The organism is Nostoc sp. (genome assembly GCF_036918245.1).
Lineage (GTDB): Bacteria > Cyanobacteriota > Cyanobacteriia > Cyanobacteriales > Nostocaceae > Nostoc.
Genome location: NZ_JBALEF010000066.1, coordinates 25,904 through 52,226 on the forward strand (window position 1 = coordinate 25,904; position 26,323 = coordinate 52,226).

25 protein-coding genes and 1 pseudogene are annotated in these 26,323 nt (G+C 41.9%); 11 read left to right on the plus strand and 15 right to left on the minus strand.

The annotated features are described in order from the left end of the window. Positions 1-8 precede the first annotated feature (8 nt). Positions 9-1,313: a glycosyltransferase gene (locus V7L12_RS18125; protein ID WP_335086260.1), complete on the minus strand. Its 1,305-nt coding sequence runs from the start codon at positions 1,311-1,313 to the stop codon at positions 9-11. 8 nt (positions 1,314-1,321) lie between these two features. Further along, on the minus strand, positions 1,322-1,960 hold the full coding sequence (locus V7L12_RS18130; RefSeq protein WP_335086262.1) for a YybH family protein: 639 nt from the start codon (positions 1,958-1,960) through the stop codon (positions 1,322-1,324). A 219-nt stretch (positions 1,961-2,179) separates the two neighbouring features. Here V7L12_RS18130 and V7L12_RS18135 point away from each other — a divergent pair, with 219 nt between their 5' ends. Continuing rightward, positions 2,180-2,380: a hypothetical protein gene (locus V7L12_RS18135; protein WP_335086264.1), complete on the plus strand. Its 201-nt coding sequence runs from the start codon at positions 2,180-2,182 to the stop codon at positions 2,378-2,380. Here the strand turns inward: V7L12_RS18135 and V7L12_RS18140 are convergent, their stop codons facing one another. From V7L12_RS18140 to V7L12_RS18175, 8 genes are all read right to left on the minus strand, one after another. Continuing rightward, positions 2,381-2,569, minus strand: coding sequence for a hypothetical protein (locus V7L12_RS18140; protein ID WP_335086266.1), 189 nt, complete (start codon positions 2,567-2,569; stop codon positions 2,381-2,383). It abuts the gene before it with no gap. Positions 2,570-2,723: 154 nt separating this feature from the next. Beyond that, positions 2,724-3,803: a homoserine O-acetyltransferase MetX gene (gene metX / locus V7L12_RS18145; RefSeq protein ID WP_335086268.1), complete on the minus strand. Its 1,080-nt coding sequence runs from the start codon at positions 3,801-3,803 to the stop codon at positions 2,724-2,726. Positions 3,804-3,926: 123 nt separating this feature from the next. Beyond that, on the minus strand, positions 3,927-5,231 hold the full coding sequence (locus V7L12_RS18150; protein ID WP_335086270.1) for an O-acetylhomoserine aminocarboxypropyltransferase/cysteine synthase family protein: 1,305 nt from the start codon (positions 5,229-5,231) through the stop codon (positions 3,927-3,929). Between the two features lie 434 nt (positions 5,232-5,665). Then, on the minus strand, positions 5,666-6,247 hold the full coding sequence (locus tag V7L12_RS18155; protein ID WP_335086272.1) for a GNAT family N-acetyltransferase: 582 nt from the start codon (positions 6,245-6,247) through the stop codon (positions 5,666-5,668). 37 nt (positions 6,248-6,284) lie between these two features. Next, positions 6,285-6,983, minus strand: a complete 699-nt coding sequence (locus V7L12_RS18160; RefSeq protein WP_335086274.1) for a glutathione binding-like protein — start codon at positions 6,981-6,983, stop codon at positions 6,285-6,287. Positions 6,984-7,086: 103 nt separating this feature from the next. Further along, positions 7,087-7,863, minus strand: coding sequence for a class I SAM-dependent methyltransferase (locus tag V7L12_RS18165; RefSeq protein WP_335086276.1), 777 nt, complete (start codon positions 7,861-7,863; stop codon positions 7,087-7,089). Between the two features lie 1,008 nt (positions 7,864-8,871). Next, a complete protein-coding gene (locus V7L12_RS18170) occupies positions 8,872-9,153 on the minus strand; it encodes a hypothetical protein (RefSeq protein WP_335086278.1) in 282 nt (93 codons plus the stop codon). Next, a complete protein-coding gene (locus V7L12_RS18175; protein WP_335086280.1) occupies positions 9,154-9,621 on the minus strand; it encodes a helix-turn-helix domain-containing protein in 468 nt (155 codons plus the stop codon). Between the two features lie 185 nt (positions 9,622-9,806). Here V7L12_RS18175 and V7L12_RS18180 point away from each other — a divergent pair, with 185 nt between their 5' ends. Further along, positions 9,807-10,562, plus strand: a complete 756-nt coding sequence (locus tag V7L12_RS18180; RefSeq protein WP_335086282.1) for an SDR family oxidoreductase — start codon at positions 9,807-9,809, stop codon at positions 10,560-10,562. A 43-nt stretch (positions 10,563-10,605) separates the two neighbouring features. Here the strand turns inward: V7L12_RS18180 and V7L12_RS18185 are convergent, their stop codons facing one another. Further along, entirely contained in the window at positions 10,606-11,397 is a 792-nt protein-coding gene (locus tag V7L12_RS18185) for an SAM hydrolase/SAM-dependent halogenase family protein (protein ID WP_335086283.1), read from the minus strand. A gap of 155 nt (positions 11,398-11,552) precedes the next feature. Between V7L12_RS18185 and V7L12_RS18190 the strand changes: the two genes are divergently transcribed. The 3 genes from V7L12_RS18190 to V7L12_RS18200 all read left to right on the plus strand — a co-directional run bounded on the left by V7L12_RS18190 (position 11,553) and on the right by V7L12_RS18200 (position 15,305). Further along, positions 11,553-12,452 carry a hypothetical protein gene (locus tag V7L12_RS18190; RefSeq protein WP_335086285.1) on the plus strand — a complete coding sequence of 300 codons (900 nt, stop codon included), beginning with the start codon at positions 11,553-11,555 and terminating at the stop codon, positions 12,450-12,452. Between the two features lie 14 nt (positions 12,453-12,466). After that, the gene (locus tag V7L12_RS18195) at positions 12,467-14,389 is read left to right on the plus strand and encodes an Hsp70 family protein (protein ID WP_335086287.1); all 1,923 of its coding nucleotides are present in this window, start codon (positions 12,467-12,469) and stop codon (positions 14,387-14,389) included. 91 nt (positions 14,390-14,480) lie between these two features. Further along, positions 14,481-15,305: a M90 family metallopeptidase gene (locus V7L12_RS18200; protein ID WP_335086289.1), complete on the plus strand. Its 825-nt coding sequence runs from the start codon at positions 14,481-14,483 to the stop codon at positions 15,303-15,305. An 89-nt stretch (positions 15,306-15,394) separates the two neighbouring features. On the opposite strand, the pseudogene V7L12_RS18205 reads toward V7L12_RS18200, so the two are convergent. Together V7L12_RS18205 and V7L12_RS18210 are read right to left on the minus strand one after the other, a co-directional pair. Beyond that, positions 15,395-15,850 (minus strand): annotated as a pseudogene (locus tag V7L12_RS18205) (EVE domain-containing protein). Positions 15,851-16,053: 203 nt separating this feature from the next. Then, entirely contained in the window at positions 16,054-16,698 is a 645-nt protein-coding gene (locus V7L12_RS18210; RefSeq protein WP_335086290.1) for a class I SAM-dependent methyltransferase, read from the minus strand. A 137-nt stretch (positions 16,699-16,835) separates the two neighbouring features. On the opposite strand from V7L12_RS18210, the gene V7L12_RS18215 reads away from it, so the two are divergent. The 6 genes from V7L12_RS18215 (at position 16,836) to V7L12_RS18240 (ending at position 24,456) form a co-directional block, all read left to right on the plus strand. Next, on the plus strand, positions 16,836-18,494 hold the full coding sequence (locus V7L12_RS18215; protein WP_335086292.1) for an ArnT family glycosyltransferase: 1,659 nt from the start codon (positions 16,836-16,838) through the stop codon (positions 18,492-18,494). A gap of 74 nt (positions 18,495-18,568) precedes the next feature. Further along, entirely contained in the window at positions 18,569-19,036 is a 468-nt protein-coding gene (locus V7L12_RS18220) for a MarR family winged helix-turn-helix transcriptional regulator (protein ID WP_335086294.1), read from the plus strand. A 161-nt stretch (positions 19,037-19,197) separates the two neighbouring features. Further along, complete coding sequence (locus V7L12_RS18225) at positions 19,198-20,670, plus strand: HlyD family secretion protein (RefSeq protein ID WP_335086296.1); 1,473 nt, start codon at positions 19,198-19,200, stop codon at positions 20,668-20,670. Positions 20,671-20,800: 130 nt separating this feature from the next. Next, on the plus strand, positions 20,801-22,060 hold the full coding sequence (locus tag V7L12_RS18230) for an MFS transporter (protein WP_335086298.1): 1,260 nt from the start codon (positions 20,801-20,803) through the stop codon (positions 22,058-22,060). Positions 22,061-22,230: 170 nt separating this feature from the next. Further along, positions 22,231-23,826: a DHA2 family efflux MFS transporter permease subunit gene (locus V7L12_RS18235; protein WP_335086300.1), complete on the plus strand. Its 1,596-nt coding sequence runs from the start codon at positions 22,231-22,233 to the stop codon at positions 23,824-23,826. A 48-nt stretch (positions 23,827-23,874) separates the two neighbouring features. Beyond that, entirely contained in the window at positions 23,875-24,456 is a 582-nt protein-coding gene (locus tag V7L12_RS18240) for a Uma2 family endonuclease (protein WP_335086302.1), read from the plus strand. Here the strand turns inward: V7L12_RS18240 and V7L12_RS18245 are convergent. Both V7L12_RS18245 and V7L12_RS18250 read right to left on the minus strand, forming a co-directional pair. Next, positions 24,453-25,232, minus strand: a complete 780-nt coding sequence (locus tag V7L12_RS18245; RefSeq protein WP_335086305.1) for a Uma2 family endonuclease — start codon at positions 25,230-25,232, stop codon at positions 24,453-24,455. The genes V7L12_RS18240 and V7L12_RS18245 overlap by 4 nt on opposite strands. Before the next feature lie 61 nt (positions 25,233-25,293). Continuing rightward, on the minus strand, positions 25,294-26,184 hold the full coding sequence (locus V7L12_RS18250; protein ID WP_335086307.1) for a nucleoside triphosphate pyrophosphohydrolase family protein: 891 nt from the start codon (positions 26,182-26,184) through the stop codon (positions 25,294-25,296). Between the last annotated feature and the right edge of the window lie 139 nt (positions 26,185-26,323).

Sequence of the window (26,323 nt, forward strand, 5' to 3'; positions counted from 1 at the left end):
ATGTTATTTTATTTTTTGCCAGAATTACTGTCAGGATTTTGACCTTGATGCTCAGTTTTCACCCAGGGCGATCGCTCCTTTTGCACACACATTTTTAAAGTTGTCACAATCATCACAGGAATCCAATGAATCATGTAGAATGACCCTTGAATTGTTGCCCAAACCAAAGACCATCCTCGTAAACTTTGAAATTGGTAAATTCCAGCAATAAACGCAATTGTCAGAATGATGCTGAGTAGTGTTTGGAGGGGGAACAGAACTGGATGATGGCTATAAAATATTGTCCACAATAAATCGGGGATTAATCCAATTGGCAGAAGAAATTGCAATATAAAAAACAATAGTAAATCAATTTCTTTTGCCCAACCTAAAGTAAGAATTTGTGGGAAATAATCTAGGTAACGCTGATAGCCACCTTCAGCCCATCGACAGCGTTGATTCCAAAGTTTTTCCCAAGTAGTTACACCTTCTTCCTGAATTGATAGAACTGTAACAAATTCAATTTCCGCACCTGCTAAATAGAGTTTGAAGCAAAGATCCAAATCATCGGTGACAGTGTTCTCATTCCAACCTTGACACTTTTCTAACAATTCCCGACGGACTAACATCCCATTACCGCGTAGTTCAGACATTCCACCAATAGCAATGCGATGGGTTTGCAGAAAGCTATCACAGTTCATTTCCATCTGCTGGCACCGGGTTAAGAAATTGGTATTAGCATTAGAAATCGCTTTTCGTACTTGCACTGCACCGATAGCTTGCTTCTGAAACAGAGGTACTGTTTGCCGCAGAAAATTGGCTCTTAACTGAGCATCCGCATCACAGACTAGGATAATCTCCCCTTGGGTAAAGGGAAACACCGCATTCAACGCGCCTGATTTACCACCTTTTGATTCCCGTCGATGAACTTGTAAAGCTGGAAATTGAGTTTGTAATTCTTTCAAAACTTGGGGGGTTTCATCGGTACTCCCGTCATCAACAACCCAGGTATCTAGGGAATCCCTTGGATAATTCAAGTGGCATAAGCTGTAAACTAGATCGGGCAAGACTAGACTTTCATTTTTAGCCGGAACTAAAATCGAGACTGGCGGTAAATAAATTTCACTCTCCATCATCGCTGCCGCTGGTTTTGCTACCAACATTCGTAACGTTTGCACAGTCAGGATTGCGGTTAATCCCAGCATCAACCATTGTATTTCTGGTAGCCAGTGCAGCAAACTCACGCCACCCCAGACTAATAAAACTACTAGGGTTGCTTTCAGACGGTGATGAAAGCTAATATTTTTACTGGGCTGAGAGGTGCTTCTTCCCACTTTATTTGCTATATCTTTTCGGTTTGTTGCTTAGTCCTGCGAGGTAATAGTAGCATCGTCACCACTCCCAAAAGGAAACCGCCCACCCCTGCTGCAACTGCTAGAATCCGCCCCAATTGTTGAGCAGCATTCAACACTGGGTTATTCAGCAGATTGGAGGAGAAATGCAGCGATTGAATTGTCCATTTATCTTGGAGTTTTTGTAGCACTGCTGTCCATCGCAACGCCATATCAGCCGCTTTGCCATCTTTGAAAGAGAAAGATGCGATCGCTTCTCCAGATGCAACATCTATTTCTGGAGTGAGAAATGTTCTGAGACTCTCTCCCTTGAGTTGCATTTTGATATCTTTAATGGAACTGGAAAACTGCTGATTCCAGTACTTTTCAAACTCAGAAACTTTGTTAAAAGTCTGATTATCAACTGTTGTGATTGTGAAATTTGGGTGCAAGTAAGGCTGTATTTTGGCAAAATCGCGAGTGTTTAGGGCTTGCAGGGTAATATCCTGTGTGCGAAGAATTGCATTTATCTCCTGTGGGTTGACATCTGCCAAAGCGTATTGGGGTAGATTCCAAATTACCAACACTAACAAAACACTCCAAAGTAGCTGAGTGTATTTGTATATGCTTACCCGTCTCTGTTTCATCATTTAAAAAACCTGTAGATTGGGTGACGCTTACCGATAATTTTTTAATCTTAATACCCACATTTTGCCATTTCTATTGGCTGGCGCTGATTAAAAGAATTTTTACTAGCGATCTCACCTGGCCCTTTCTAGGAGACTACGCTGTACACACAAGTCCTAAAAACCTAGCTTGATAAGACTTTCTTCATTCTCATACAGAGCATGAGAACAAGAGAAATAGCATTGTTAGTCGATACAATGCTATTGTTCGTCGATACAATGCCATTGTTAGTCGATACAATGCCATTGTTAGTCGATACAATGCCATTGTTAGTCGATGCAATGTCATTGTTAGTCGATACAATGCCATTGTTAGTCGATGCAATGTCATTGTTAGTCGATACAATGCCATTGCAAGTCAAGAGACTTGTGTGTACACCGTAGTTATAGGAGACAGGAAGCTTTTCGCATATACGCAAGCTTACTTTTACCAATAGCCGCCAGTTGGGTTAACAAAAATACGTATCTCTCAATGCGCCCAGATACCCACTGCAAATCTGGTACACTATCTTTTAGTTGGCGCTGTCGTAAAATCTCAACTCCCGCGACTGTCGCCACTCTATAAATTTCCATATACAAATTTACCCACCTGTAGCGATATCTACAACTGACTGTTACCCTTGATAACGCAAAGTGCGATGCCTGCGGCGGGCGTAGCCAACGCCTTTTTAACTTTATCATTCCTCTCAGAACTCGAAACGCCAAGCTTTTTTCTCAATATATCGAGTTAGGAGGCTGAGAAATCTAAACTTTGCCGAAAAGAGATCAGCAGTTCATTCAATGCAGCAATGTCAATTAAAAATCCGTCATGTCCGTGGGTTGACTTCAGCCACGCCAGTTGAGCATTAGGGATTAAATTCGCCAATTCTTGTTGTTCTACTGGAGGATAGAGAATATCAGAATCAATTGCAACAACTAAAGTTGGTTGCTGGATGATTTGTAGAATAGATTCATAATCTGACAAATTAGGACTGGTGCGATCGCGTGCAATATCGTGGCGATCCATTGCGTGGGTAAGGGTGATGTAAGTGTTAGCATCAAATCGTTCTGTTAGCTTTTTACCCTGATGCTGTAAGTAACTGGCTATAGTAAACTGCTCAGATGCATCATACTCGCGTCCAAAGCGGCTTGTAAAACTATCCCAAGAACGGTAAGTAGACATCGCCATGATCCTTGCCACTGCTAGTCCTTGGTTTGGGGGCGCGTCCAGGGTGTAGTTCCCTCCTTGCCAGTTTGGATCGGCATAAATTGCCTGTCTTTGAGCTTCACTTAATCCAATACACCAAGCTGAATGTCTGCCAGAAACAGCAATGGGTGCAATTCCTTTCACCTTTTTTGGATATAATAATGCCCACTCCAGTGCTTGCATCCCACCGAGTGAGCCACCAATTACTAACCGCAGAGATTGAACACCCAGGTATTCTAGTAGTACAGCTTGCAGGTGAACCATATCTCGGATTGTAATCTTAGGGAAGGATACACCATAAGGGTTTCCCGTTGTTGGGTTGATAGTAGTTGGTCCACTTGTGCCGTAACAACTTCCCAAAATGTTGCTGCATAGAATAAAGTCGCGTTCTGGATTGAAGGCTTTCCCTGAACCAAACAAAGGTTCCCACCAATCATCAGCGTCAGCAGAACCAGTTAAGGCATGACAAATCAGTACCCCATTATCGCCTTGAGCATTTAACTGTCCCCACGTGCGATAGGCAACCTGAACCCCAGTTAATACTTCGCCGCCTTCTAGTTGAAATGGCACAGTCATATAGTAAAACTGGGTTTGCGGTGAGATGAAGTCTGAGTAGATCATATCTAGGTAGGGAAATGAGGGAGCAGGGGAGCAGAGGAGCAAGGGAGCAGAGGAGCAATTGCAGTAAGTCTTTCCCCTCTGCCTCTTGTGCCTTATGCCCCATGCCCCATGCCCAATTAAAAACTAAATCCTAACTTGCTGGAATGCTTGCTCAAAATCCTCTTTGATGTCGTCGATATGTTCAATTCCCACTGATACTCGCACCAAATCGGGTGTCACACCTGCTGAAAGCTGTTCATCATTACTTAGCTGTTGATGGGTTGTAGAAGCGGGATGAATAACCAGGGTTTTCGCATCACCAACATTTGCTAAATGACTCGCTAATTTTACATGATTAATAAAAGCTCTACCCGCCTCTAGTCCACCTTTGATACCAAAGTTTAAAACTCCCCCAAAGCCATGCCGAAGATATTTTTTCGCTCGTTCATGATATGGGTGATTAGGAAGCCCCGGATAATTAACCCATGATACTTGCTCTTGCTGCTCTAACCACCGAGCCAATTCTAGGGCATTGCTCACATGACGATCTACACGTAAAGAGAGAGTCTCTAATCCTTGCAGTAATAGAAAGGCGTTAAATGGACTCAAGCACGGGCCAAAATCTCGTAACCCCTCGACTCTGGCGCGAATAATAAAGGCAATGTTACCAAAGGAACCATCGGGGCCAAAGACTTCTTGAAAATTCAGCCCATGATAGCCCGGTGCTGGCTCAGTAAATAGAGGAAATTTGCCATTACCCCAGTCAAATTTACCCGAATCAACAATTACGCCACCGATAGAAGTACCATGTCCACCAATCCATTTAGTAGCAGATTCCACTACGATATCTGCACCATGTTCAATGGGCCGAGCTAGATACCCACCAGCACCGAAGGTATTATCCACAATTAAAGGTATGCCGTTTTCGTGGGCAATGTGAGCTAAAGCGGCAAAGTCGGGAATGTTAAATTGGGGATTGCCAATGGTTTCAACGTATAACGCTTTTGTGCGATCGTCGATCGCTTGACGAAAACTTTCTGGGTCATCTCCCGCAACAAATTTGACGTTAATACCTAAACGTGGTAGTGAAACTTTAAACTGGTTATATGTTCCACCATACAAAAAACTAGTGGAAACAATATTATCCCCAGCCTGAGCAATGGTACTGATTGCCAAGAATTGCGCCGCTTGTCCACTAGCGGTTGCTAATGCTGCTACACCCCCTTCTAAGGCCGCAATCCGTTTTTCAAATACATCCGTCGTCGGGTTCATGATGCGGGTGTAAATGTTGCCAAATTCCTGGAGAGCAAATAACCGCGCTCCGTGGTCGGCGTCGTCAAAAACGTAGGAAGTCGTTTGGTAAATCGGTACAGCACGAGCATTAGTTCCAGGAGCCGGCTCTTGTCCAGCATGAACTTGCAAGGTTTCAAAACGATATTGTTCCGACATAAGCAGTTATTTGAGTTTCCAATTATACAAACAAGTAACAATAATTGAGCCTTGTTTTGGATAAATCAACGGTAATTTGGAAGGCTTACCGTATTTTAACTGTTTGCACCCAGGATTCCTCATCTCTAGCACAACAAGTTGGATAGAAAATGGGAATTAACACCTTTTAATTTATATTTAGAAAAAAAGCGTGTGAGTCGTCATGCAAATAGACTAGCCTTTTAGAATTAATGCTGCCCAACCAGACAAACTAAAACAATTTCTTCCCAAACCTTTAATTATTTCCAGCCCAGTTGCAGGTTGCAATGGTTTTTATTTTGCCTATCATCGCCAGTTAAACTATCAACTTCCTGAGACATCACCTTTTCAGCACATCGTTACTACTTATACTAAAGAGTTTGAGGCAAAATTAAAAATTAACGGACACTGCTAACTTACTCATTCAGTTTTTTATTTTTAAGTACAAATTGCTCCAGATTGTGATACTGTCTTTTGAAGAAGCCATACTGTTTCTGTACACCCTGACTGTGAAAACCTAAGTTTTCTAGCAACTTTTTAGAAGCGATATTTTCCAGCATGACTTGAGCAATAAGGAAACGCAAACCTATTTTCTCAAACCTAAATTGCAAAATGGTATGCACCGCCTCAGTCATGATACCTTGTCTCCAAAAACTACTGGCAAGCTCATAACCGACTTCGGCTGAGTGTTCTTGTGGGTTCCAGGTAAACCCACAAGAACCAATCAACACGTTGTCTTGCTTACGGAGAATTCCCCAGCGAATTCCATCTCCTCGCTCAAACCGCTTGGCTCTACGTTCAATGACAGCGTAGGCGTAGCCCGTCGTAGACATCGCTTCTTTAATAGAACTGAAGGTATCAAGATCGTGAAACTGAGTCACGCTCGGATCGGAGAATACAGCAAAGGTAGCTTCAGCATCCTGCAAGCTTGTCTCACGAAGAAGAAGCCTTTCTGTTTCTAATTGAGGAAAGGAAGATGGTGAGAAATCTTTGCTCATAGTTGCTCGCCACAGTGACAAGACAATTTCATTAGGCTCAAGGCTGAATAGTCTTCGCCGACTGGTTAAATAACAAATCTCGTAACTTATCTGGATCGAGCGCTTCAGTTTTGAATGCTTCTGCTTTTTCGTAGGCGCGAATTGTTGCCGGACGCGCTTTAATTGTCTCAAACCAGCGCTTGAGGTGAGGAAAATTCTCTAGGTTTTGACTTTGGAGTTCATGGGGCACAATCCAGGGATAAGCAGCAATATCGGCGATGGAATAATCGCCAGCCACAAATTCTCTATCTGCTAGTTGCTTATTTAGTACTGCATATAAGCGTCCCGTCTCATTCACATAGCGGTTAATAGCATATTCAATTTTTTCGGGAGCATAAGCACTAAAGTGATGATTTTGTCCCGCCATTGGCCCCAGTCCTGCCATTTGCCAGAATAACCATTCTAAAACTTGAGTGCGATTACGTAAATCTTGGGGGATTAATTTTCCGGTTTTTTCTGCCAAATATAACAAGATTGCAGCAGACTCAAATACCGAAATTGGCGCACCTCCATCTGCTGGCACGTGGTCAACGATCGCAGGCATACGATTGTTAGGAGAAATCTTCAGAAATTCCGGCTTAAATTGATCCCCAGCCCCAATATTCACAGGAATTATGGTGTATGGTAAGCCAACTTCTTCCAAGAAAATTGTGATTTTATGACCGTTTGGAGTTGCCCAATAGTAAAGTTCAATCATGGTTCTTTTCCTAAAATTGTGCGATTGTTTTGTAGGTTAATAGTGCGTTACAGACATCTCTTAATTACGAATTACGTAGCTTGCTTCTCGCCGGAGGCGAGTATTACGAATTAGATTGTGGTGATTTTGCGATCGCAGCCCAAACTCTATGGTGAACCTGAAGAATTGGTGTAGGATATTTTGTTTCGAGCAATGTTGCCAATTCCTGGTCAAATACTTCTACTTTTTCTGGTGTCAAGCTGGCTCCCACACCAGCACTCGCCCGAATTCGTCCCCGCCAGTCTTCGTGTGTATAACAGACAAATACATCGTAAGAAAATGTGCGGATTTCTCGAAAACCTCCTTCGCCAATATCTTGTAACCACAAGGGATATAATCCATTACCACCGTCCAGTGTCCACGCTGGATTATGAGCTTTGATTAGTTGTTCCGTTGCGTGAACTACATTACCTTTTAAGGGTATCCAATCAAAATGTGCGATCGCGAGCAAGCCATTTACTCTCAATATACGAGTAATTTCCTCGACAGCACGCGGACGATCAAACCAATGCCAAGATTGTCCAGCTGTCACCACATCCGCACTAGCGTCTGGTAACTCTGTATTCTCGGCAGTTGCGACTCGATAATCTACTTTCAGTTGCACAGATTCGCTTAACAGTCTCGCCTGTTCTAAAAGTGAGGCTGATGGATCTATGGCAATTACATAAGCACCTCTATCAGCAAAGCCCCGCGCTAGTGTTCCTGTTCCTGTGCCGAGGTCAACAATATTCTGTCCTGGTAAACCTATACCATATTCAGACAGTTTGTTAAATAATGAACTAGGAAACCCAGCGCGGTGTTTTGCATAATCAGTAGCAGTTGCACCAAAATCAATTTTCATACCTACAAAACTATTTTTGTAACAATTGTCTTGGCTAGAAGTTCTCTACCCACGGACGTAGTTCTACTTCATAAGTCCAAGCACTGGGGGGTTAGCGGAGAATGCTGAGATAAGTTTGAGCGATTTTAGTTCTCCTCTTGGGGAGAAGGGGTCAGGGGATGAGGGCTTGAGCAATTGTATGTAAAACTAACTCGATATCATTAAATCTTTGCTCATTACTAAAGCGAATCACCGCTTAACAATGATATGGGTCGATGGTGGCTTCGTTTTAACCAGCGATGAACTGCACTCTTAGATGCCCAAATTTCGCCACGTGGTAGATCACACCACCTGCAACCACTGATCAGAATGTACAGCAGACTATTCAAAACATACCAAAATGGATACTCAGTAATACGTCATCCTCTACCAACAAAATTTTCATAAGTTATATCCGTGGATTGGGCTACTGTCCGCAAAACTTAGCTTGACATCAACTAAGACAACTACAGACTCAAACACTGCTATCCCCGACTTAAATCTATGTCAGTGCATTTGTACTATATATTTTCTGTTTGATTTCTAGCCAGTTGTGATGAAGCGGTGACGCTTGCGCTGCATCCACCTTAAGGTGGTTCGGAGAGCGTGAACGTCAACAACTGGCCATTGGGTAGGATTTTGAGACGGGAATTGATCCCTTGTAGAATTTTCTCAATGTCCCTGTAACCCTGTTGATATATAAATTAAAACTGCAACAGAAAAACTTTGGATGCCAAATTGCCAAAAGCACTCAACACAATAGACCTCTTACATAAATCACAAATAAGAACCCTACCCCCAATACTTGTCGGGTTTAGGGGAAAAGGGGAAAGAAAAAACCTTTAACCCAAACCCAGTAACCTTTTCCCCAAACCAAATTTAAGTTCAAAATCCAAAACCTGAGCAGTATTGACTTCAACCCTGCCAAAGCTATGCTTTGTCTCTCCTTTGCTTACGAGTCGTGAAGCGTAAAGCTCCCGTGTTTCTAACCTACGATGTACACACAAGTCGAAAAAAGCTTAATTTTCTATTGTTCTCAATATGTCGCCAGCCCGCTAAAGGTTGAAAATAAGCAAATAAGTTGGCTGTACCGTTGCGTTTATACTCAAAATCATAACGTTCTGGTTGCTCCGGTTCTGCCGGTATTGGTTGTCTAACTTCTTCTACCAATTGATATGAACATTCATCAAAACAAACTACTGGACGTTTAGGATCATACGGAACGCTCGTATAAATCCAATATATCTTCCATCCGTAAAACGTACTCAGCATTTACTTCGGGAATGCACCACTGTTCTTTGAGCCACGGCTTAATATCGTTTTTTTTAAGGTTTGACGAACTGTTTCATCAGAGATCGAATCAACGATACCAACTTCTATTAAGTGGTCTGCTAAAAGTTGCATTGTCCATCTTACCCGTCCAGAAGGTGGGTTAGAACAAGCTGTAGCAATTAGAAACGCTTCTTCCTTTCCTTCAAGTTTATGAAGCTTTGGTGGATGAGGTTCATCAAGAAGTGCAAAATCTAACCCACCGATGACAAATTTCTCTCGTGTCCGTTCTACTGTCGTAACATGCACTCGAACAATGGCAGCGATCGCTTGATCTGTTTCTCCCTCAGAAGCCATCAGAAGAATATTTGCGTGAGTGATCTTTCTTGCCTTGTGCTTACCTTTTTTAATTAGCGTTTGCAATTGAGAAACTTCATCCTCACTCAAATCCACAATATACTTTTTTACCATGCTATTTACTAGTTTTTAAGTAGTTTATCAGTCAGATATACTACCCAGCAAAGTTTCCTTGGCAGACTACTAGTACTGCCGTTTTCTACGTCATCACGACAATGCTTGATATTAAAGGCGGCTACAGCGCTTAAGTATACGTACTATCAAAACTCATACTCAACTCATTCAAGGAAGCCACTACCATGTCACAGAAACTCACAGGAAAAATCGCAGTTATTACCGGTGGTAACAGCGGCATCGGACTCGCCACAGCAAAGCGGTTTGTCGCAGAGGGGGCGCACGTCTTTATTACAGGTCGTCGTCAAAACGGACTTGATGCTGCGATCAAGGAAATCGGTGAAAATGTTACTGCTGTTCAGGGTGACGTGTCGAATCTCGCCGATCTCGATCGCCTTTACGCCACGATTAAAGAGCAGAAAGGACGCCTCGATATCCTCTTTGCAAACGCAGGTGGTGGTGAGTTTGTACCGCTCGAACAAATTACCGAGGCGCACTTCGACAAGTATTTTGGCATCAACGTCAAAGGCACTCTTTTCACCGTGCAGAAGGCGCTGCCATTAATGCCTGCTGGTGGATCGATCGTCATCAACGGGTCGATGGTATCAATCAAGGGCATACCAGCTTTCAGCGTCTACGCTGCCACCAAGGCAGCCCTGCGATCGTTCGCACGCACATGGTCAGTCGATCTCAAAGACCGCCAAATCCGAGTCAATGTTGTCAGTCCGGGGACGGTGATCACACCTGGTTACAAGACCGAACTCGGCATGAGCGACGAACAAATTGAGCAAATGAAGGCGGACACCGCGGCCACCACACCTTTGGGTCGCCCAGGCACACCCGACGAAATCGCCAAGGCAGTCTCTTTCCTCGCCTCCGACGACAGCAGTTACATTACTGGCATTGAACTCTTCGTCGATGTCGGCACAGCACAAATCTAATCGTTTTTGGTCAGGACGACTCGATAAAGCCAACTAAGCAATTTTAGGCAATTTGAGTTACTTGCTGATTCACACGGGGACGACCAAAGCGTTCCCAAGCACTCCCTCCTCGCAGAAACAGTTCTAGGAAGCGCAATGGTTCTCCTGAATCGCCTCTTGACCAACCGGAACTACCAGGAGCAAAGGCTAAAGTTCCTTCAGATACTTTGAAACTGCCATCAGAATACACTGCATCGCTGACCACATCTCCAATCCGGATCACGATCTTGCTTTGAGGCTCCAAATTAAGTGTATGGGCCCCGATAGTTGTTTTGATGTTGCCGTAGCCATCAATCCAGGCAATTCGATCTGGTGGAACATCTGGGATTTGCTCATTCTTAAGGCTATCTCCCAGAAGGCTAAAATCTTCACTCATAATCGCAGCCGCAGCCGGAGGAAATACATCCCGTGAGCGAAACTGCGATCCACCACGAGAAACGTTGATCGCTCGCAACTCCTTTGTATAGTCTTTGATAAAGGAGAGGGTGTAGCCCGCATTCACACCCACTACTTTTACACCATTGGATAAAAGGGCATAAGTTAGTCCTTCACCTTCATTGTCTCGACGAGCTTCAGGATCATCCTGACGAGGCGCACAGTTGTGATAAATTAGGCGATCGCTAGGACCTGGGTTGAGTCCCAGTTGGGCAATCCAGAATCCCGTTGCCAAGGTACTGAATGCTGGAACCGAAAGCAAATGAATTTGGGCATGGGGAAAAGTCATCAGCAGACGTTGTGTGACTTCAGTAAATGCCGGATCTCCTGTACCGTAGTCTGCAATGACGCAGATAAACATTCTGCTCCTCCTTTTGATGGGTAGTAATTTGCAATCAACCTAATTCATAATTAGGAATTATGAATTATTCCGTCATTATGTGATTACAGGGTGAAATGAAAAAACAAGTGTTCATTTCACTCCTAATTAATAACGTTAAAGTCTTAGTCAACGCAATGAAAACAATCACTTCACTTTTTAGCGAAGAACGCAACCAACTCCAGACAGATATTGATAACACAATCGGCATTGAGCAAATAGTTAAACTAGTCCAAAACCGACTCGATAATCTCGAAAGAATTTACATTGAAAAGCTTAATTTGGCTCAAGTTCGTCTGGCTTCCTTTTTCCTGGATACGCTGCGGCAGTCTATCGCCACTCTTGCAGCAGCTAACTATCTTCAAGTTGCTCCAACAGAGCAAAGGCAAATTCCTAACCCAAGTACAAAGTTCTTTTCCAGCAGATTAATCTTAAAACTACTACAGGGACTAGTTTCTATAGGTATCTTAGGTTCTTTGTTTTCCTTAACTAAAACTACCCCAGGTGCGTGGATGGCTATCTTATTAAGCTCTCTACTTATAGGACTAGAAATTGTACTTCAACTCGAATTAAACAACCAGCAAAATAATTCTATATCTGAAGGACTATTGGAATTACCTCAACCGATTATTCGGGTTGATAGCAAAGTATTTCTAGATTGCCTTGGCGATGCTCTCAACACTATCGACCTAGCAGTGGCTAGAGTAGAAGAATCAAATAAACATGAAGGCGACTTAGCAATAGAAGAACTACCAGAGCTATTGAATTTTCTGCAAAGACTAATGGGCGCATCAAAACTTGATAAACCCCAAATGGCTTATGAACTGGCAAAACTTCTGCCACAGATTTTAATGTCTCAGGGAATTAACGCTCAAATTTACCGATCAAATAGCGATCGCGAGTATTTTGACTTTGAGCCAAGTATCGACCCCGATACCAAAGAACACGTAACTTTAACTCCGGCTTTGTTGAAAGGCGATCGCTTAATTAGACGCGGTAGGGTAATTGAGCCAGCATATTCCTCTTCTAGAGAATAATAGACAATAAGGGTATGGAAATTTTAGAAACAATCGGTTTTGATTTGGGACACGGTGAAACAGCTGTAGCTAAAGCGATCGTGGAAAGCATCGAACCCCCCCAGATGCTGGAGATTAATAACAAGAAGAACCAAATTACAGCTCTCGGCTGGCATCCCAAACTCGGTTATCTTGTCGGCGAACAAGCATTAATTCAAGCTGGCGTTACCCAGCTGACAATCTCTTTCAAGCAAAAACCTAACAATGATCCCAAATATCGGGAAACAATTAGCACTTTTGTGGCAACCTACTACCGCCTTTTGAAAGAAAGCAAACAACTTGAAGGTGGCGAAGGTAGCTATTTTTACATTGGTTGTCCTTCAGGATGGTCAGTTAGCGATCGCACCGAATACCAAAAGCTACTTCAAGAAGCTGGTATTCCCCGACTAAATGTTGTTCCAGAATCGCGGGCTGCTTTCATGCAAGCCAAAGAAGCCGGGAAGTTGGAGTATGACAAACTTGTTGCATCGGTGCTAATTGTCGATATTGGTTCTTCAACCACAGATTTTACTCTAGTTAAAAGCTTAGAAGAGATACCCATAGATTTCGGGAGTAATACTTTGGGAGCATCCCTAATTGACAAAGCTATTTTTGCCCGGACTCTTGCCAACCACGAACAAAAAGCATTACTGGAAAAAGTATTTAAGGAATATCCACATCACCAAGCTCGTTGCGAACTTGCTTGCCGCAAAGCTAAAGAAGATTACTTTTCTAATGAACAACTATACAGCGATCCTGAATCCTTTGCGCGTGGCTTCGAGTCGATCAACGAACAGATTTATTTTATTCCCCAAGTAAATAAATTGATGATGGAGGAAATCTTAAACCAGCCCTTACCGGAACTGGAGCATCATAGTTGGATTAAATCATTTCGTGACTCTTTAACCGAGGCGAAAGAAAAGCTGGAAAAACTTGGAATTGTACCAAAACTTGTGCTGATGACTGGCGGTGCATCTCGCATGAAGTTCACGCATATTTTTTGTCAGGAAATGTTTCCCGAACCAGAAACCCTGCTTCGCCCCGATCCGGAACCGGAACGGTGCATTGCAATGGGTTTAGCACGAGTAGGACGATGGGATCTGCGTGCTGCTGCTTTTAAGCAAGAAGTAAACAAACTATTTACCTCGAACAAGCTTAAAGGTTTGATTGAAAGGCATATCCCGGAGTTAATCGAATCACTAACTAAACCTTTGGCGGATGGCTTGATTGTCAATGCAGTTAAACCAGCTTTAAAAGATTGGCAAAAAAATAAAATACGGACTTTAGCCGATTTAGAAACAGCTTTGATCGGTCGGGCAGAACAGTGGCTCAAAAGCGATCGCGCTGTGCAGATAATTAATCATCAATGCGCTTCTTGGTTTAGCAATAAAATACAACCCGATTTAGCCGCACAAACCGATCCAATATGTCGAAAGTTTCAGATACCTAGAAGCAGCTTAAGGTTTGAGGATAGTATTGACCCAAATTTTGTTAATCCAGAGTTACAAATTGGAGATGCTATCCTGGCTGAGACAGTAGCGTTTATCGTCAATGTAGTAATTGGTGGAGGCGCTGTGGCTAGCATCATCACTCTCATACTAACTGGACATTTAACCTGGCCGATTGCACTAGTATATGGGGCTTCGGTGATGGCAGCAGGAATGGAGCTAAATCGCAAGACTGTTCAAGAAGTAATTAAGACAAATGTAGATGTACCTAGTTGGATTCGTTCTAATTTTTTGAGCGACAAAAAAATTCAGGATATGTGTGAGCAAATAAAGCCTGAGTTAGAGAAAGTTCTTCAAGAACAACTGACAGCAAATCAAGAAGCTTTTGACAAACTGATTGTCAAAGTTGAGCAAGGACTTCAAACAAGCCTTTCTACCAAGGTTCAATCTTGCATAATTCTGATCCAATAGCGGTGATGGGTGGCAGTAAATCACAACAATAACAATTATTCTAAACTTTCTGCTTCCCAGTGAATTAAATATGTAAGCTGCTCAAAAGTAAATGGTTAAAATAATAGTTTTCTTTTTCCTCATTGGGCTGATTATCGCTGGGATTTTATTCAATCCGATTCTAGTAAAAAGGCGAAGAAATCGGCTCAAACGTCGTCCTTTTCCCCCACTTTGGAATGCCATTATTGAGAATAATCTTCCCATTTATCTCTGTCTTTCTCCAGATGAAATCAGACGACTTCAGGGAGATATTCAAGTTTTCTTAGCAGAAAAGCAATTTATTGGCTGTAGAGGATTACAGGTGACAGAGGAAATGAAACTGACTCTTGCGGCTGTCGCCTGTTTACTTCTATTAAATGAACGTGGGCAGTACTTCCCCAGACTTCGTTCAATTCTGGTGTATCCTAGCGCTTATTTGGTTCAGGAAACGAATTCTGTTGGAAAATATGTTGTTGAAGAAAGGCGTGTGGCAAGACTGGGTGAATCGTGGACAAATGACCAAGTAGTACTGTCTTGGGAGCAGGTGAAACAAGACACTAATAACTGGAGAGATGGACGTAACGTTGTGCTTCATGAATTCGCCCATCAGTTGGATCAAGAAGATGGTAAAGCTGAAGGAGTTCCGATATTGCAACGCAATTCAGACTATGCTATTTGGGCGAAGGTGATGACAGAAGAATATCAGCAACTTTGTAATGATGTTCTACAAGGTGTAAATACGGTAATGGATAGCTATGGTGCAACGAATCCCGCAGAATTTTTTGCCGTAGCGACTGAGACATTCTTTGAGAAACCGCACCAATTGTTGTCTAAGCATCGAGCACTTTATGAGCAACTGCAACGTTACTATAAATTAGATCCTGTGCAATGGGCGTGAACTAATTAAAAAATAAAAAGTAAAAAGATAATCCCCATAAATACAGCAAATTTCAAGTTAGTGAGGTGCAGTCTTGCTGTAATTTTCAATTAAGAGGTTTTCATCGCCAGAATCTTCAAAGCTACTGCTTCAGAGACAGGCATCACCGATAACCGATTTCCTTGTTTCACCAATAGAAACTCTTCAGCGCTAAACTCTTCTTTGAGTATTGAGAGCAAGATGGGGTTAGAAAAAGTCTCAACCAATTCCACTACAACTGTTTACCAACGAGGGGATTCGGAACTTGATTTCGGGTCGTAGTATTTACTTTCTGGTTCAAACTGGGTCGGGTCAGCAATATCTTTTTTCATCACACGCATTAACCCAGCAATACCGGGAGGATTAGTGCTGGAGTGATAAAAAAAAGCTAAGTCTCCTTCATCCATTTGGCGCAAAAAGTTGCGAGCTTGATAATTGCGAACGCCGTCCCAGATAGTCTCGTTCTGCTGTTGAAGGTCAGCAATGCTATAGGCTTCTGGTTCTGATTTCATTAGCCAATAATTCATTTACAGAAATTATGTATATAGAAATAACAAGGGTCTTTAATAAGGGGCAAAATCCCCTTGTCTTTGAGATAATAGCCGGATTTACACGCCGGCTGTACTAGTGAATATTTGAATTAGGGACTTCCAGCGAACGTAAGGGCGCAAGGCCTTGCGCCCCTACCAATGTACAAATAATTTGGGATAATTTATTTTTTGTCAGTCCCTTAACTGCGGTAAGCTATAACGGCATAAAACGGATCTCCTCCAGCTGCACCCAACCACTGTAATAAATTCGGTAATGTTGATTTATGAGCTATAACTTCTGTGGTTGTAAATCCTGGAACTGACGCAAAGTAAGCTTTGACTAATTCTACTCGCTGTGCTTCTGAAGCCTCTCGCCAAGCTTGAATCGCTTTTTCAAAAAACATCCGATTAGAAAAGCTGATAATTGCAACACCACCAGGTTTCAAGATGCGGTAAATCTCGGAAAATACTGCTTCTGGATATTGCATATATTGTACAGATACGCAATTGAGAACAGCATCAAAATCTCCATCTGGTAAAGGTAGCTGCGGATTTTCGTTAAGATTTTGCAGAAAGTAATGATTTAAGCGGGCATTACGTGCTAGTTCGTCACCATTGAGTCCGTGTCCCTCCACATGGTCAAACTCCATCTCTTCTGGTAGATGAGACACCCAGCTGCTCATCATATCAAAAATGCGGGTGTTGGGTTTGAGGCGATCGCGGTATAAATCCGTTAGCTGTTGAATAAATCCTTCATCCACATGGGTAACGAAGCGAGGATAGGCATAGAACAGCTTATCGTCTGTGTCATCTAATTTCAGGCGTTGATTTGGTCTTAACTGCATAAATCTCTGTTTTGGAGAACTTTTTCCGAAAATAGCGGCAATTTCAAGTATTTTTCAACAATCACTATGTAACATATTTTAATAACAACAGGATACTTAAACGAGTCTAAATAGCAGCATTCAATTTTATCAATTCAATGTTCCATAAACTACACTTTTGGCAGCATATTTGGCGAAAAATCCGCCTGGTAGGATCGTTACCCTATTTGAGTTTGTTCCTTTGGATGCTACCCTTATTATTATTTACTTCTGGGCACAATAGCCTGATGGCACATGATGAAGCCCTTTACGCTTCGCGTGCCCGTCTGATGTTTGATTCTGGTAATTGGATAACTCCTTGGGAAAGGGCACATCATAAAACACCTGGGTCTTATTGGTTAATTGCCAGTTTCTACAAGTTGTTTGGTATCAGTGATACTAGTGCGCGTCTTCCTAGTATGATTACTAGCATTTTTAGCTTATGGCTGGTGTATGAAATTGGCAAAATTATGCTAGGCAAAAAATTAGCTTGGCTAGCTACTGCTATTTTAAGTGTGGAATTTCTCTGGCTACAATACTCTCGCTTAAGTACGCCTGATGTACCGATGATTTTCTTGGTACTTTTAGCTATTTTCTCTTTAATCAAAACAGAATTACATCCTAAATATCACTATTTTTGGAGTTTTCTAGCTGGTTTAAGTTTAGGTTTAGGCTTCTTAGTCAGAAGCTTTATGATTTTTTTGCCAATTATCGCTTTATTACCTTATTTAATTTGGGAGCATCACCGTCATCGTCATCTTAGTAACCCAATTTTATATCTAGGCTTTTTCGTAGGTTTAATACCCACCGGCGTTTGGCTGTGGTTAAGCTGGCTGCATTACGGAAATCAGAGTTTTGAGGAGTTGTTCAAGTTTGTTGTGCAGCTAGGTTCTGAGGATCGGAATCATAATGGGCTGCTATTCTATGTATGGACTATTCCTTTAAATGCATTTCCTTGGGCTTTTTTCGGACTTTTAGGTTTGTTTTTAACTGTCCGTCGTCCTATTCCTCTTTACCAGTTAATATTAGTTGGTTTTCCACTTGTTTTATTTGTAGAACTGAGCATTTTTAGTACTCGTTTACCTCACTATAGTCTTTGCCTTTATCCGTTTATAGCTTTGTTGTCCTCTGTGGGTTTAAGCTGGTTAGGCAATATTTACCAGACAGTAATTCACCCACAATTGCCTCTTAAAAAAGGTAAAAAAAATATATTGAACCTTTTCGCAAGGAATAATCTTCCTCGAAACCTCAGTTATGGCTTTGGTGGATTCGGTGTTTTTCTTGTAATAGCAAGTACTGTTATTATTAGTTACGGTGGTTCTGACATCCGCAAAAATGCAACTATTGGCTTGGCTATGGGGTTGGGTTGGTTAATTTTACCTGTGGTGTGGATTAGTCGTTACCACTTTGGCAAGAAGTTTCTCACAGCCCGTTACTGGATTGCAGGATGGTTAATTCCCTGTTGGCTGACTTTGGCGACGATAGGTAGTATCGGTCTGTTAAATGACTATAACCCTGTTTTAAGAACTTTTTTACAACAAAGTGCGATCGCTTCAATTATCCAATCTCATCCTATCTACCTTGTGCAAATAGACCAGAAAATCCAAGTACTGCTTAATTTCTATCTTGCTATCCGCCCCCAAGCAGTAGTTTCTATTTCCCAAGTACCAGCTTTGAGCTATGCTTTGATCTATACTGACCAGTCCCCTAAATTATCTCGGACTCACCACGTTCTTGGTACAGTAAAAGAGTACCAGTTGATTCAAGTTCTTCCCTAAGATAGATGCAAAGCAAATATTGCTAAATAATATCAATTTAGTTATAATATTACGTACACTAAGTATTATCTTAAATGGTTTCTACATCTAATCACTCTCCAACTTTAGAGTCGTGGCAGCAAAATCTGGCACCATACAATTTGGGCTACAGGATCAAATTAGTCTCACAACTGCTGAGTCGCAAGTTTACTGAGAAGCTAGAACCCTTTGGATTGACGCCATTCCACTGGTTGGTGTTGTGCTGTCTTTGGCAAGAAGATGGTTTACCTACTTCTAGTATTGGGGACAAACTCAAACAAGTAGGAGGGACTTTAACAGGCGTACTAGATCGGATGGAAGAACGCGGCTTGGTGCGTCGAGAACGGGACACTCACGATCGCCGCATCTGGCGGATCTGGCTCACGGATGCAGGTAAGCAACTAGAAGATGTTTTACCCCCAATCGCCGCAGCAGTGCGTGATGAAGCGATGGATGGTATTTCCTTTGCTGACCGGGAACTATTTTCCCAAATCTTGAACCGGGCGATCGCTAACCTTTCCTAAAGATAATGCCATAATCACCCGACCGGGGGAGGCAGTGTAAAGATATGTTTTGAGATAATATTACGCATACTAAGGAAATAAGTTTTTTTTCAGGGAATATTACGCATTCTAAATAAACGACTATTAATCAAGTTATTGAACGCACAAGGAAGTTAACAATCATGGGTGCTAATACTTTGAACGGACGCAACGGACACAAAACCCCAATTTTAGAAAAAGAAGTGATTCCCGATTTAGAGACTTTAGAAACTGTTACCGCAGATACATCCGCAACAGCAGAAGCACCTGTTGTAATTCCTGAGACAGAGAAAGAAGTTGCAGCGAAACCGAAGCGGAAAAGACCGACTGGTTTAATTTTGGCAGGATTAGGTGTGGGTGCGATCGCCGCAGGTACTTTTGGTTTTCACTACTGGCAATACGCCTCCACCCACCAGGAAACTGACAACGCCACCGTTGCGGGAAACATTCACCAAGTTAGTAGCCGCATTCCCGGAACTATAAGTCAGGTGCTAGTGAATGATAACCAACTGGTGCAACCGGGACAACTGTTAGTGAAGTTAGATCCACGGGACTATGAAAGCAAGGTACAACAAGCAGCAGCAGCCCTAGAAAATGCTCGTGGACAGGCGCAAGCCGCGCAAGCAAATATTGCCTTAACTTCACAAACTACCAGTGGTAAAACAACTCAAGCGCAAGGAGATGTCAGCGGTGCGGTAGCAGCAATTTCCACAGCCCAAGCAGCAGTACAAGAAGCCCAAGCAGGGATACCAGCAGCGCAAGCTGAAGTCAGACTAGCCCAAGCAGGGATTCCCGCCGCCCAAGCGCAGGTAGCGCAAACAAATGCGAATTTGGAAAATGCCCAAGCAGATTACAATCGCTACAACCAGTTGTATAAAACAGGTGCGATCGCTCGTCAGCAGCTAGACGCAGCCAAGGCAACTTATAATGTGGCTACGGCACAAAAAAACGCTGCTATTCAGGGAGTAGAACAAGCCCAAGCTAAGTTAGCCTCTGCGAGAGTTGGTGTCGCCAAAGCCCAGTCTCAACTAGCACAGGCGCAAGAAAATGTCACCAACGCCCAAGCTAAATTGGCAGCATCCAAGGGAGGATTGCAACAAGCTACCGCCGGCGGACAAGATACAACAGTAAAACGTAGTCAATACGAAGCGGCAAAAGCTGCGATCGCGCAATCAGAAGCATCGCTCAAAGACGCACAATTGCAACTATCTTATGCCAATGTTACCGCCCCCAGTGCCGGACGCATAGGCAGGAAAAACGTAGAAGTTGGCAACCGAGTCCAATCGGGAACACCATTAATGGCGATCGTGGATAACGAGTATTGGGTAATTGCGAACTTCAAAGAAACTCAATTAGAAAAGATGCGCCCAGGAGAGCCAGTAGAAATTAAGCTGGATAGTTTCCCTCATCATACCTTTATTGGGCGTGTTGACAGTATTTCGCCAGCTTCCGGCGCTCAGTTTGCCTTATTGCCACCGGATAACGCTACAGGTAACTTTACTAAAGTTGTCCAACGCATCCCAGTAAAAATAGTTTTCGACCAAAAGAGCATTCAAGGGTACGAATCGCGGATTACACCTGGGATGTCTGCGGAAATTGCTGTGGAAGTTAAGTAATACCAAATTGCTTTAAAATATCTGAAAAACCTCTTTCTAGCTGTGATATCTTCCTACATCTATGGAGAGGCGTATAGAGATGAGGTGAGATGATATTGATGAAAGCAGATTGGTATAAAGCAAACCTTACATGAAAAAACCGCTACTACCTGCTTTAACGTCAAGAAACTACCAGCTGTTTTTTGCTGGACAAGGTATTTCCCTAATTGGGACGTGGATGACGCAACTTGCCACAATTTGGCTAGTTTATGACTTGACAAAATCCCCATTAATGCTAGGAGTTGTGGGATTTTCGAGTCAAATTCCTAACTTTTTTTTAGCTCCCTTTGGCGGAGTATTTGTAGATCGCTTTTCTCGGTATCGCACCTTAATTGGTACGCAAATCTTGGCGATGATTCAATCGTTAACATTAGCAGTGCTGGCGCTGACTGGTGTGATTGAGGTATGGCAGATCATCGCCTTGAGTTTGTTTCAAGGATTTATTAACGCCTTAGATGCGCCAGCCCGTCAAGCTTTTGTGCCAGAATTGGTTGAACACAGAGGAGATTTAGCCAATGCGATCGCGATCAATTCCACAATGTTCAACGGTGCGCGATTAATTGGCCCTGCGATCGGCGGTTTATTAATTGCTGGCGTTGGAACTGGTTATTGTTTTTTAATTGATGGTTTGAGCTACGTTGCTATAATCGCCGCTTTATTGGCAATGAAAGTTAAACCTTGGAAAAATTCGATAACTGAGGGTAATCCCTTACAAAAAGTCAAAGAGGGATTTGTATATGCCTTTAGTTTCCCACCGATTCGTTCTGTCTTATTACTATCAGCTTTAGTCAGCCTGATGGGGCTGCAAAACACTATTCTCGTCCCAGTTATTGCCGAACAAGTCCTCAAAGGTAGTGCAGAAACCTTGGGTTTTTTGATGGCGGCATCTGGAGTTGGAGCCTTAACTGGTGGTATTTTTCTAGCTACACGCCAAACAATCTTAGGAATTGGCAAATTGATTGCCTTAGCTCCAGCAATTTTAGGAACTGGTTTAATCGGCTTTTCTTTGTCTCGATTTTTACCACTTTCTTTATTTACAATGTTATTCGTTGGCTTAGGAACAATTCTCCAGATTGCTGCTAGCAACACATTTTTACAAACCATTGTCGAAGACGATAAACGCGGGCGATTGATGAGCTTATATACAATGTCATTTTTGGGGATGATTCCCGTGGGTAATTTATTAGGAGGTTTTTTAGCAAATCATATTGGCGCTCCTAACACTTTAATGATTGATGGGATAGCTTGTATTTTAGGGTCAATCATTTTTAGCAGACAGTTGCCTGCTTTAAGGAAAATAATGCGTCCAATTTATGAGCAAAAGGGGATTATTACGACTCAAGAAGTTTAAGATAAATAACCGCAGTGAAATTTAGATTTATCTTAATGGAGCTTTCTATAGCAATTCTTTTTTTATTTTTAGCGTTGCTGATTCAAGCTCACGCAGAGGCAAAGAACATGTTGATATAAGATTTAATAAGAACATTTTTTGCTACTTAACCTTGAAAATGGAACAAAGTTATGGCTAATACAGGTGTAATTCGTCAGCAAGGGCAAAATCCTGCTTTACCACCAGAGCGTGTACCGCTAAAAACCTGGATTGGTGTATTAGCCAGTATGCTTGGTGCATTTATGGCGGTATTGGATATTCAAATAACTAATGCTTCGCTGCAAGATATTCAAGCAAGTTTAGGAGCAACTCTCGAAGAAGGTTCTTGGATTTCTACGGCGTATCTCGTAGCAGAAATTGTGGTAATTCCTCTAACAGGATGGTTGTCACGAGTATTTTCTTTGCAACGTTATTTATTAGTCAATACTGCACTATTTATCTTCTTTTCTATTTGCTGTGGTTGGGCGTGGGATCTTAATTCCATGATTTTCTTTCGCGCCTTACAAGGTTTTAGTGGAGGAGTATTAATTCCTACAGCTATGACAGTTGTCTTAACAACTTTACCCCAATCTAAACAATCAGTTGGGTTAGCTGCATTTGGGTTTAGTGCAGTTTTTGCGCCCTCAATTGGCCCAACATTGGGAGGTTGGTTAACCGAAAATTTTGGTTGGGAATACAACTTTTATATAAATGTAATTCCAGGGGCATTAATGCTGGCTGGTGTTTGGTATGGAATTAAGCAAGAAAAACCCCAAATTAATTTACTGAAACAAGGTGACTGGTGGGGAATTATTGCGATGGCTATTGGGTTAGGTTCTCTACAAGTTGTTTTAGAAGAAGGTAGCCGCAAAGATTGGTTTGGTTCAGCGTTAATTGTGCGCTTAAGTGTGATTGCGGTAATTTTTTTGGCGATATTTTTCTTTATAGAATTAACTCGTAAACAACCATTTATTAATTTACGGCTTGTGCTTAGGCGGAACTTTGGTTTAGCCAGTATTGTCAATGTGTCGCTGGGAGTAGGATTGTATGGTTCAATTTATATTTTACCGTTGTATCTCGCCCAAATTCAAAAATACAATGCTCTGCAAATTGGTGAAGTATTAATTTGGGCTGGTATTCCCCAACTATTTATTATTCCCCTCATACCGAAATTGATGCAACGCATTGACGTGCGTTTCATGGTAGCTTTTGGTGTAGCTTTGTTTTCTATAAGTGCATTTATGAACTCTGGAATGACTAATGAAACAGGATTAGATCAATTACGCTGGTCGCAATTTGTGCGTGCAATGGGACAACCCCTAATTATGGTGCCACTTAGTTCTATCGCTACTGCTGGATTGAGTCCGAAAGAAGCAGGTTCAGCAAGTGGTTTATTTAATATGATGCGGAATCTGGGCGGTTCTATCGGAATTGCTTCTTTAGCGACTTTATTAACAAATAGAGAGCAATTTCACTCAAATAGATTGGGTGATGGAGTATCTTTATATAATCCAGAAACTCAACAGCGAATCGACCAAATGACGCAGTATTTTATTAGCCGCGGAGCAGATTTAAGTACAGCACAAAATCAAGCGATCGCATCTATATCTAATATAGTCCGTCGGGAAGCATTTGTAATGGCTTTTAACGATTGTTTCTACTTTATTGGTATTGCTTTGTTACTCAGTGGGATTGCTATTTTATTCCTCAAAAAGGTGAAGCCAACTGGTGGCGCTGTCGCTCATTAGATTTGTTGTATGGGTTAAAATGTTTGATAAAACTACTAAGGTACTAAAATGGTCATTAGCCAGAGTAAATACTATATTTCCCCAGAAGAATATTTAGAAGGCGAGAAAGTAAGTGAAATCAAACACGAGTATATTGATGGGCAAGTCTACGCAATGGCAGGGGCAAGTGATGCTCATGTTACTGTAGTAGGAAACTTGTTTTCCTTGCTGCGAAACCATCTCCGGGGTAGTGGTTGCCGTGTCTATATGTTAGACATGAAAGCACAAATCGAGGTCATAAATCGCTATTTTTATCCCGATGTGATGGTGACTTGCGATGCACGAGATAAAGAATTTGAATATTTTAAGTGCTATCCTTGCTTAATTATCGAAGTGCTTTCTGAGTCAACCGAAGGCTATGACAGAGGCAAAAAATTTGCTAGTTATCGACATTTAGAATCACTGCAAGAATATGTGCTAATTTCACCAGATAGAATGAGTGTCGAATGTTTCCGCCGCAATCAGGAAGGACATTGGGTACTTTACCCTTATGAAAAAGGGGAAGAAGTGCATTTAGCTAGCGTTGATTTTCGTTGTGCGATCGCAGAAATATATGAAGATGTAATATTGATAGATGAGAATATTTCCTAATCTAACATTTCTGGGTCAATTCCTAAAGCGTTGAGTTGTTCAAGAGACAAAGTACGCAACTTCTCTGTAATTAACAGCCGCTTCTGTCGTTCAGTTTCAGCCCTTTGTCGCTCAACTTCCGCCCGTTCCTCACCTGTTAACAGTAAATTTCCTTGTGCATCCCACCACCGTAACCAAGGTAACTCTGCATTTTGATAAAATCCTTGCCAGATTCCTAACTCTACACCCATAGGAACAATTGGGTAATGTCCTCGTTCATTGGGTTTCATGAGTTGATAAGTATTATCGACTAGGTGATACACTTCAACCTGTGCTTTTGCTACTTCATAAATTCCATAATAAGGCACTCGAATTGCCTGCTCATAAACCCAAAACTTACCAACATTTCCACCTTCCCCTTGAGATGGCGGTGTGTTATCTCGTTCTTCTGAACCATCTCCAGAGACAAATTCAATCACAATGAGGGGTGCAACATACTCCTTCCACAGCACATAAGAACGGCGCATTTTACCGTTAAGTGTAGGTGGTACATTGGGTACATAAAACCAGTCTGGTGCTTCAGCCCCTTTCTCAGGAGGATCTGTCAATCGCCAGTAGATACCAGAATCTTGTCCGATACAATATTGACTGTCGGGATGAAGTTTCTCTAAAACAAGTTTAATTGAGTCAGTAAGTAAGATACTTTGGGGATGCTCTTGCCAGTTTTTGACAAATGTACCATCTGAGTCTGGTAACTGGGTGTGGTCAGGTAGAGTTAATGCCGATAAGGAAGTCATAGGCACAACTTAGATGATATTTGTATTTCATTTATTATCCTAATAAATCTAACAAGCTTTGTTATCCTTCCGAATAGGTTATCAAGCGTGCATTAAGGTCAACAATTACCGTTCCTCCTCGATTTTTCTCTATCTGTCGCCAGACATCATAGCCCATCAGAATCGCCTTCTCCCAATCACCCAACGAACATTGAGAAACTTCTAAATGGGATGTCATATTTTTGATAGTTTTCAATAGTTGGTAATCTAATGTTGAAACGCCTTCTAAGAAATCATGATCTTTGGCATAGCTAAATACGAGTGCTGATATACCTTCCTCAATAGCTACTGCACGACCGCCGTCTTCAACTTCATCAATACTAAAATTACTTTTGCGCTTACGTTTAAGTATACTACGAGTGACAACTGACCAACCTAAGACTGCGGCATAGGAAAAATGGAAAACATCATGAAAGCGGTAGCCATCGCTTGTATATGAATTATCGGTGAGGTCATTTCCAATTTGTTGTTTGTTGATAAATGCCTTCATTTTGATTGAGTTATCTTTGCTTACCTCCGTAATTTCTACTTTAAACTTTCGTGGTAAAGTTTCATGTTCAGGAAAGTCATTATCAAATATGTAGGTTGTGGCTTTATCATTTATCTGTGCTGAATCTCTCCATCCCCAACGATCATGGCACTTTCTTAGATTATCTTCCGCAATTTCTTCCAAATTAAGGTTAAACTTGCTTGCCAAGTTGGAAATATACCAAAGCATATCTCCCAATTCTTCTGCGATACCTTCTTTAAATAGTTTGTGTGCATCACCGTCACGTAAATGTTTTTTATACTCAGTCATCAATGATCCAACTTCACCAACTAAACCTAATAGCGGTATGATTAGTTCAGTACCTTCGACAGCAGGAATTTGGTCTGTATTCAGTGCTTGTTTTTGATACTGAGAAAAATTCATAATAGACATATCCAATTGGAAAATTGTTGATTATAGTGATTCTCTGTAAGGATTCAGGTCTAATATTTAGGAAGCAGTGATGGCCGAGACAGATAATTATTAGAATTAGCCAGCAGTGCTTGTGCAAAAAAGTCAATCA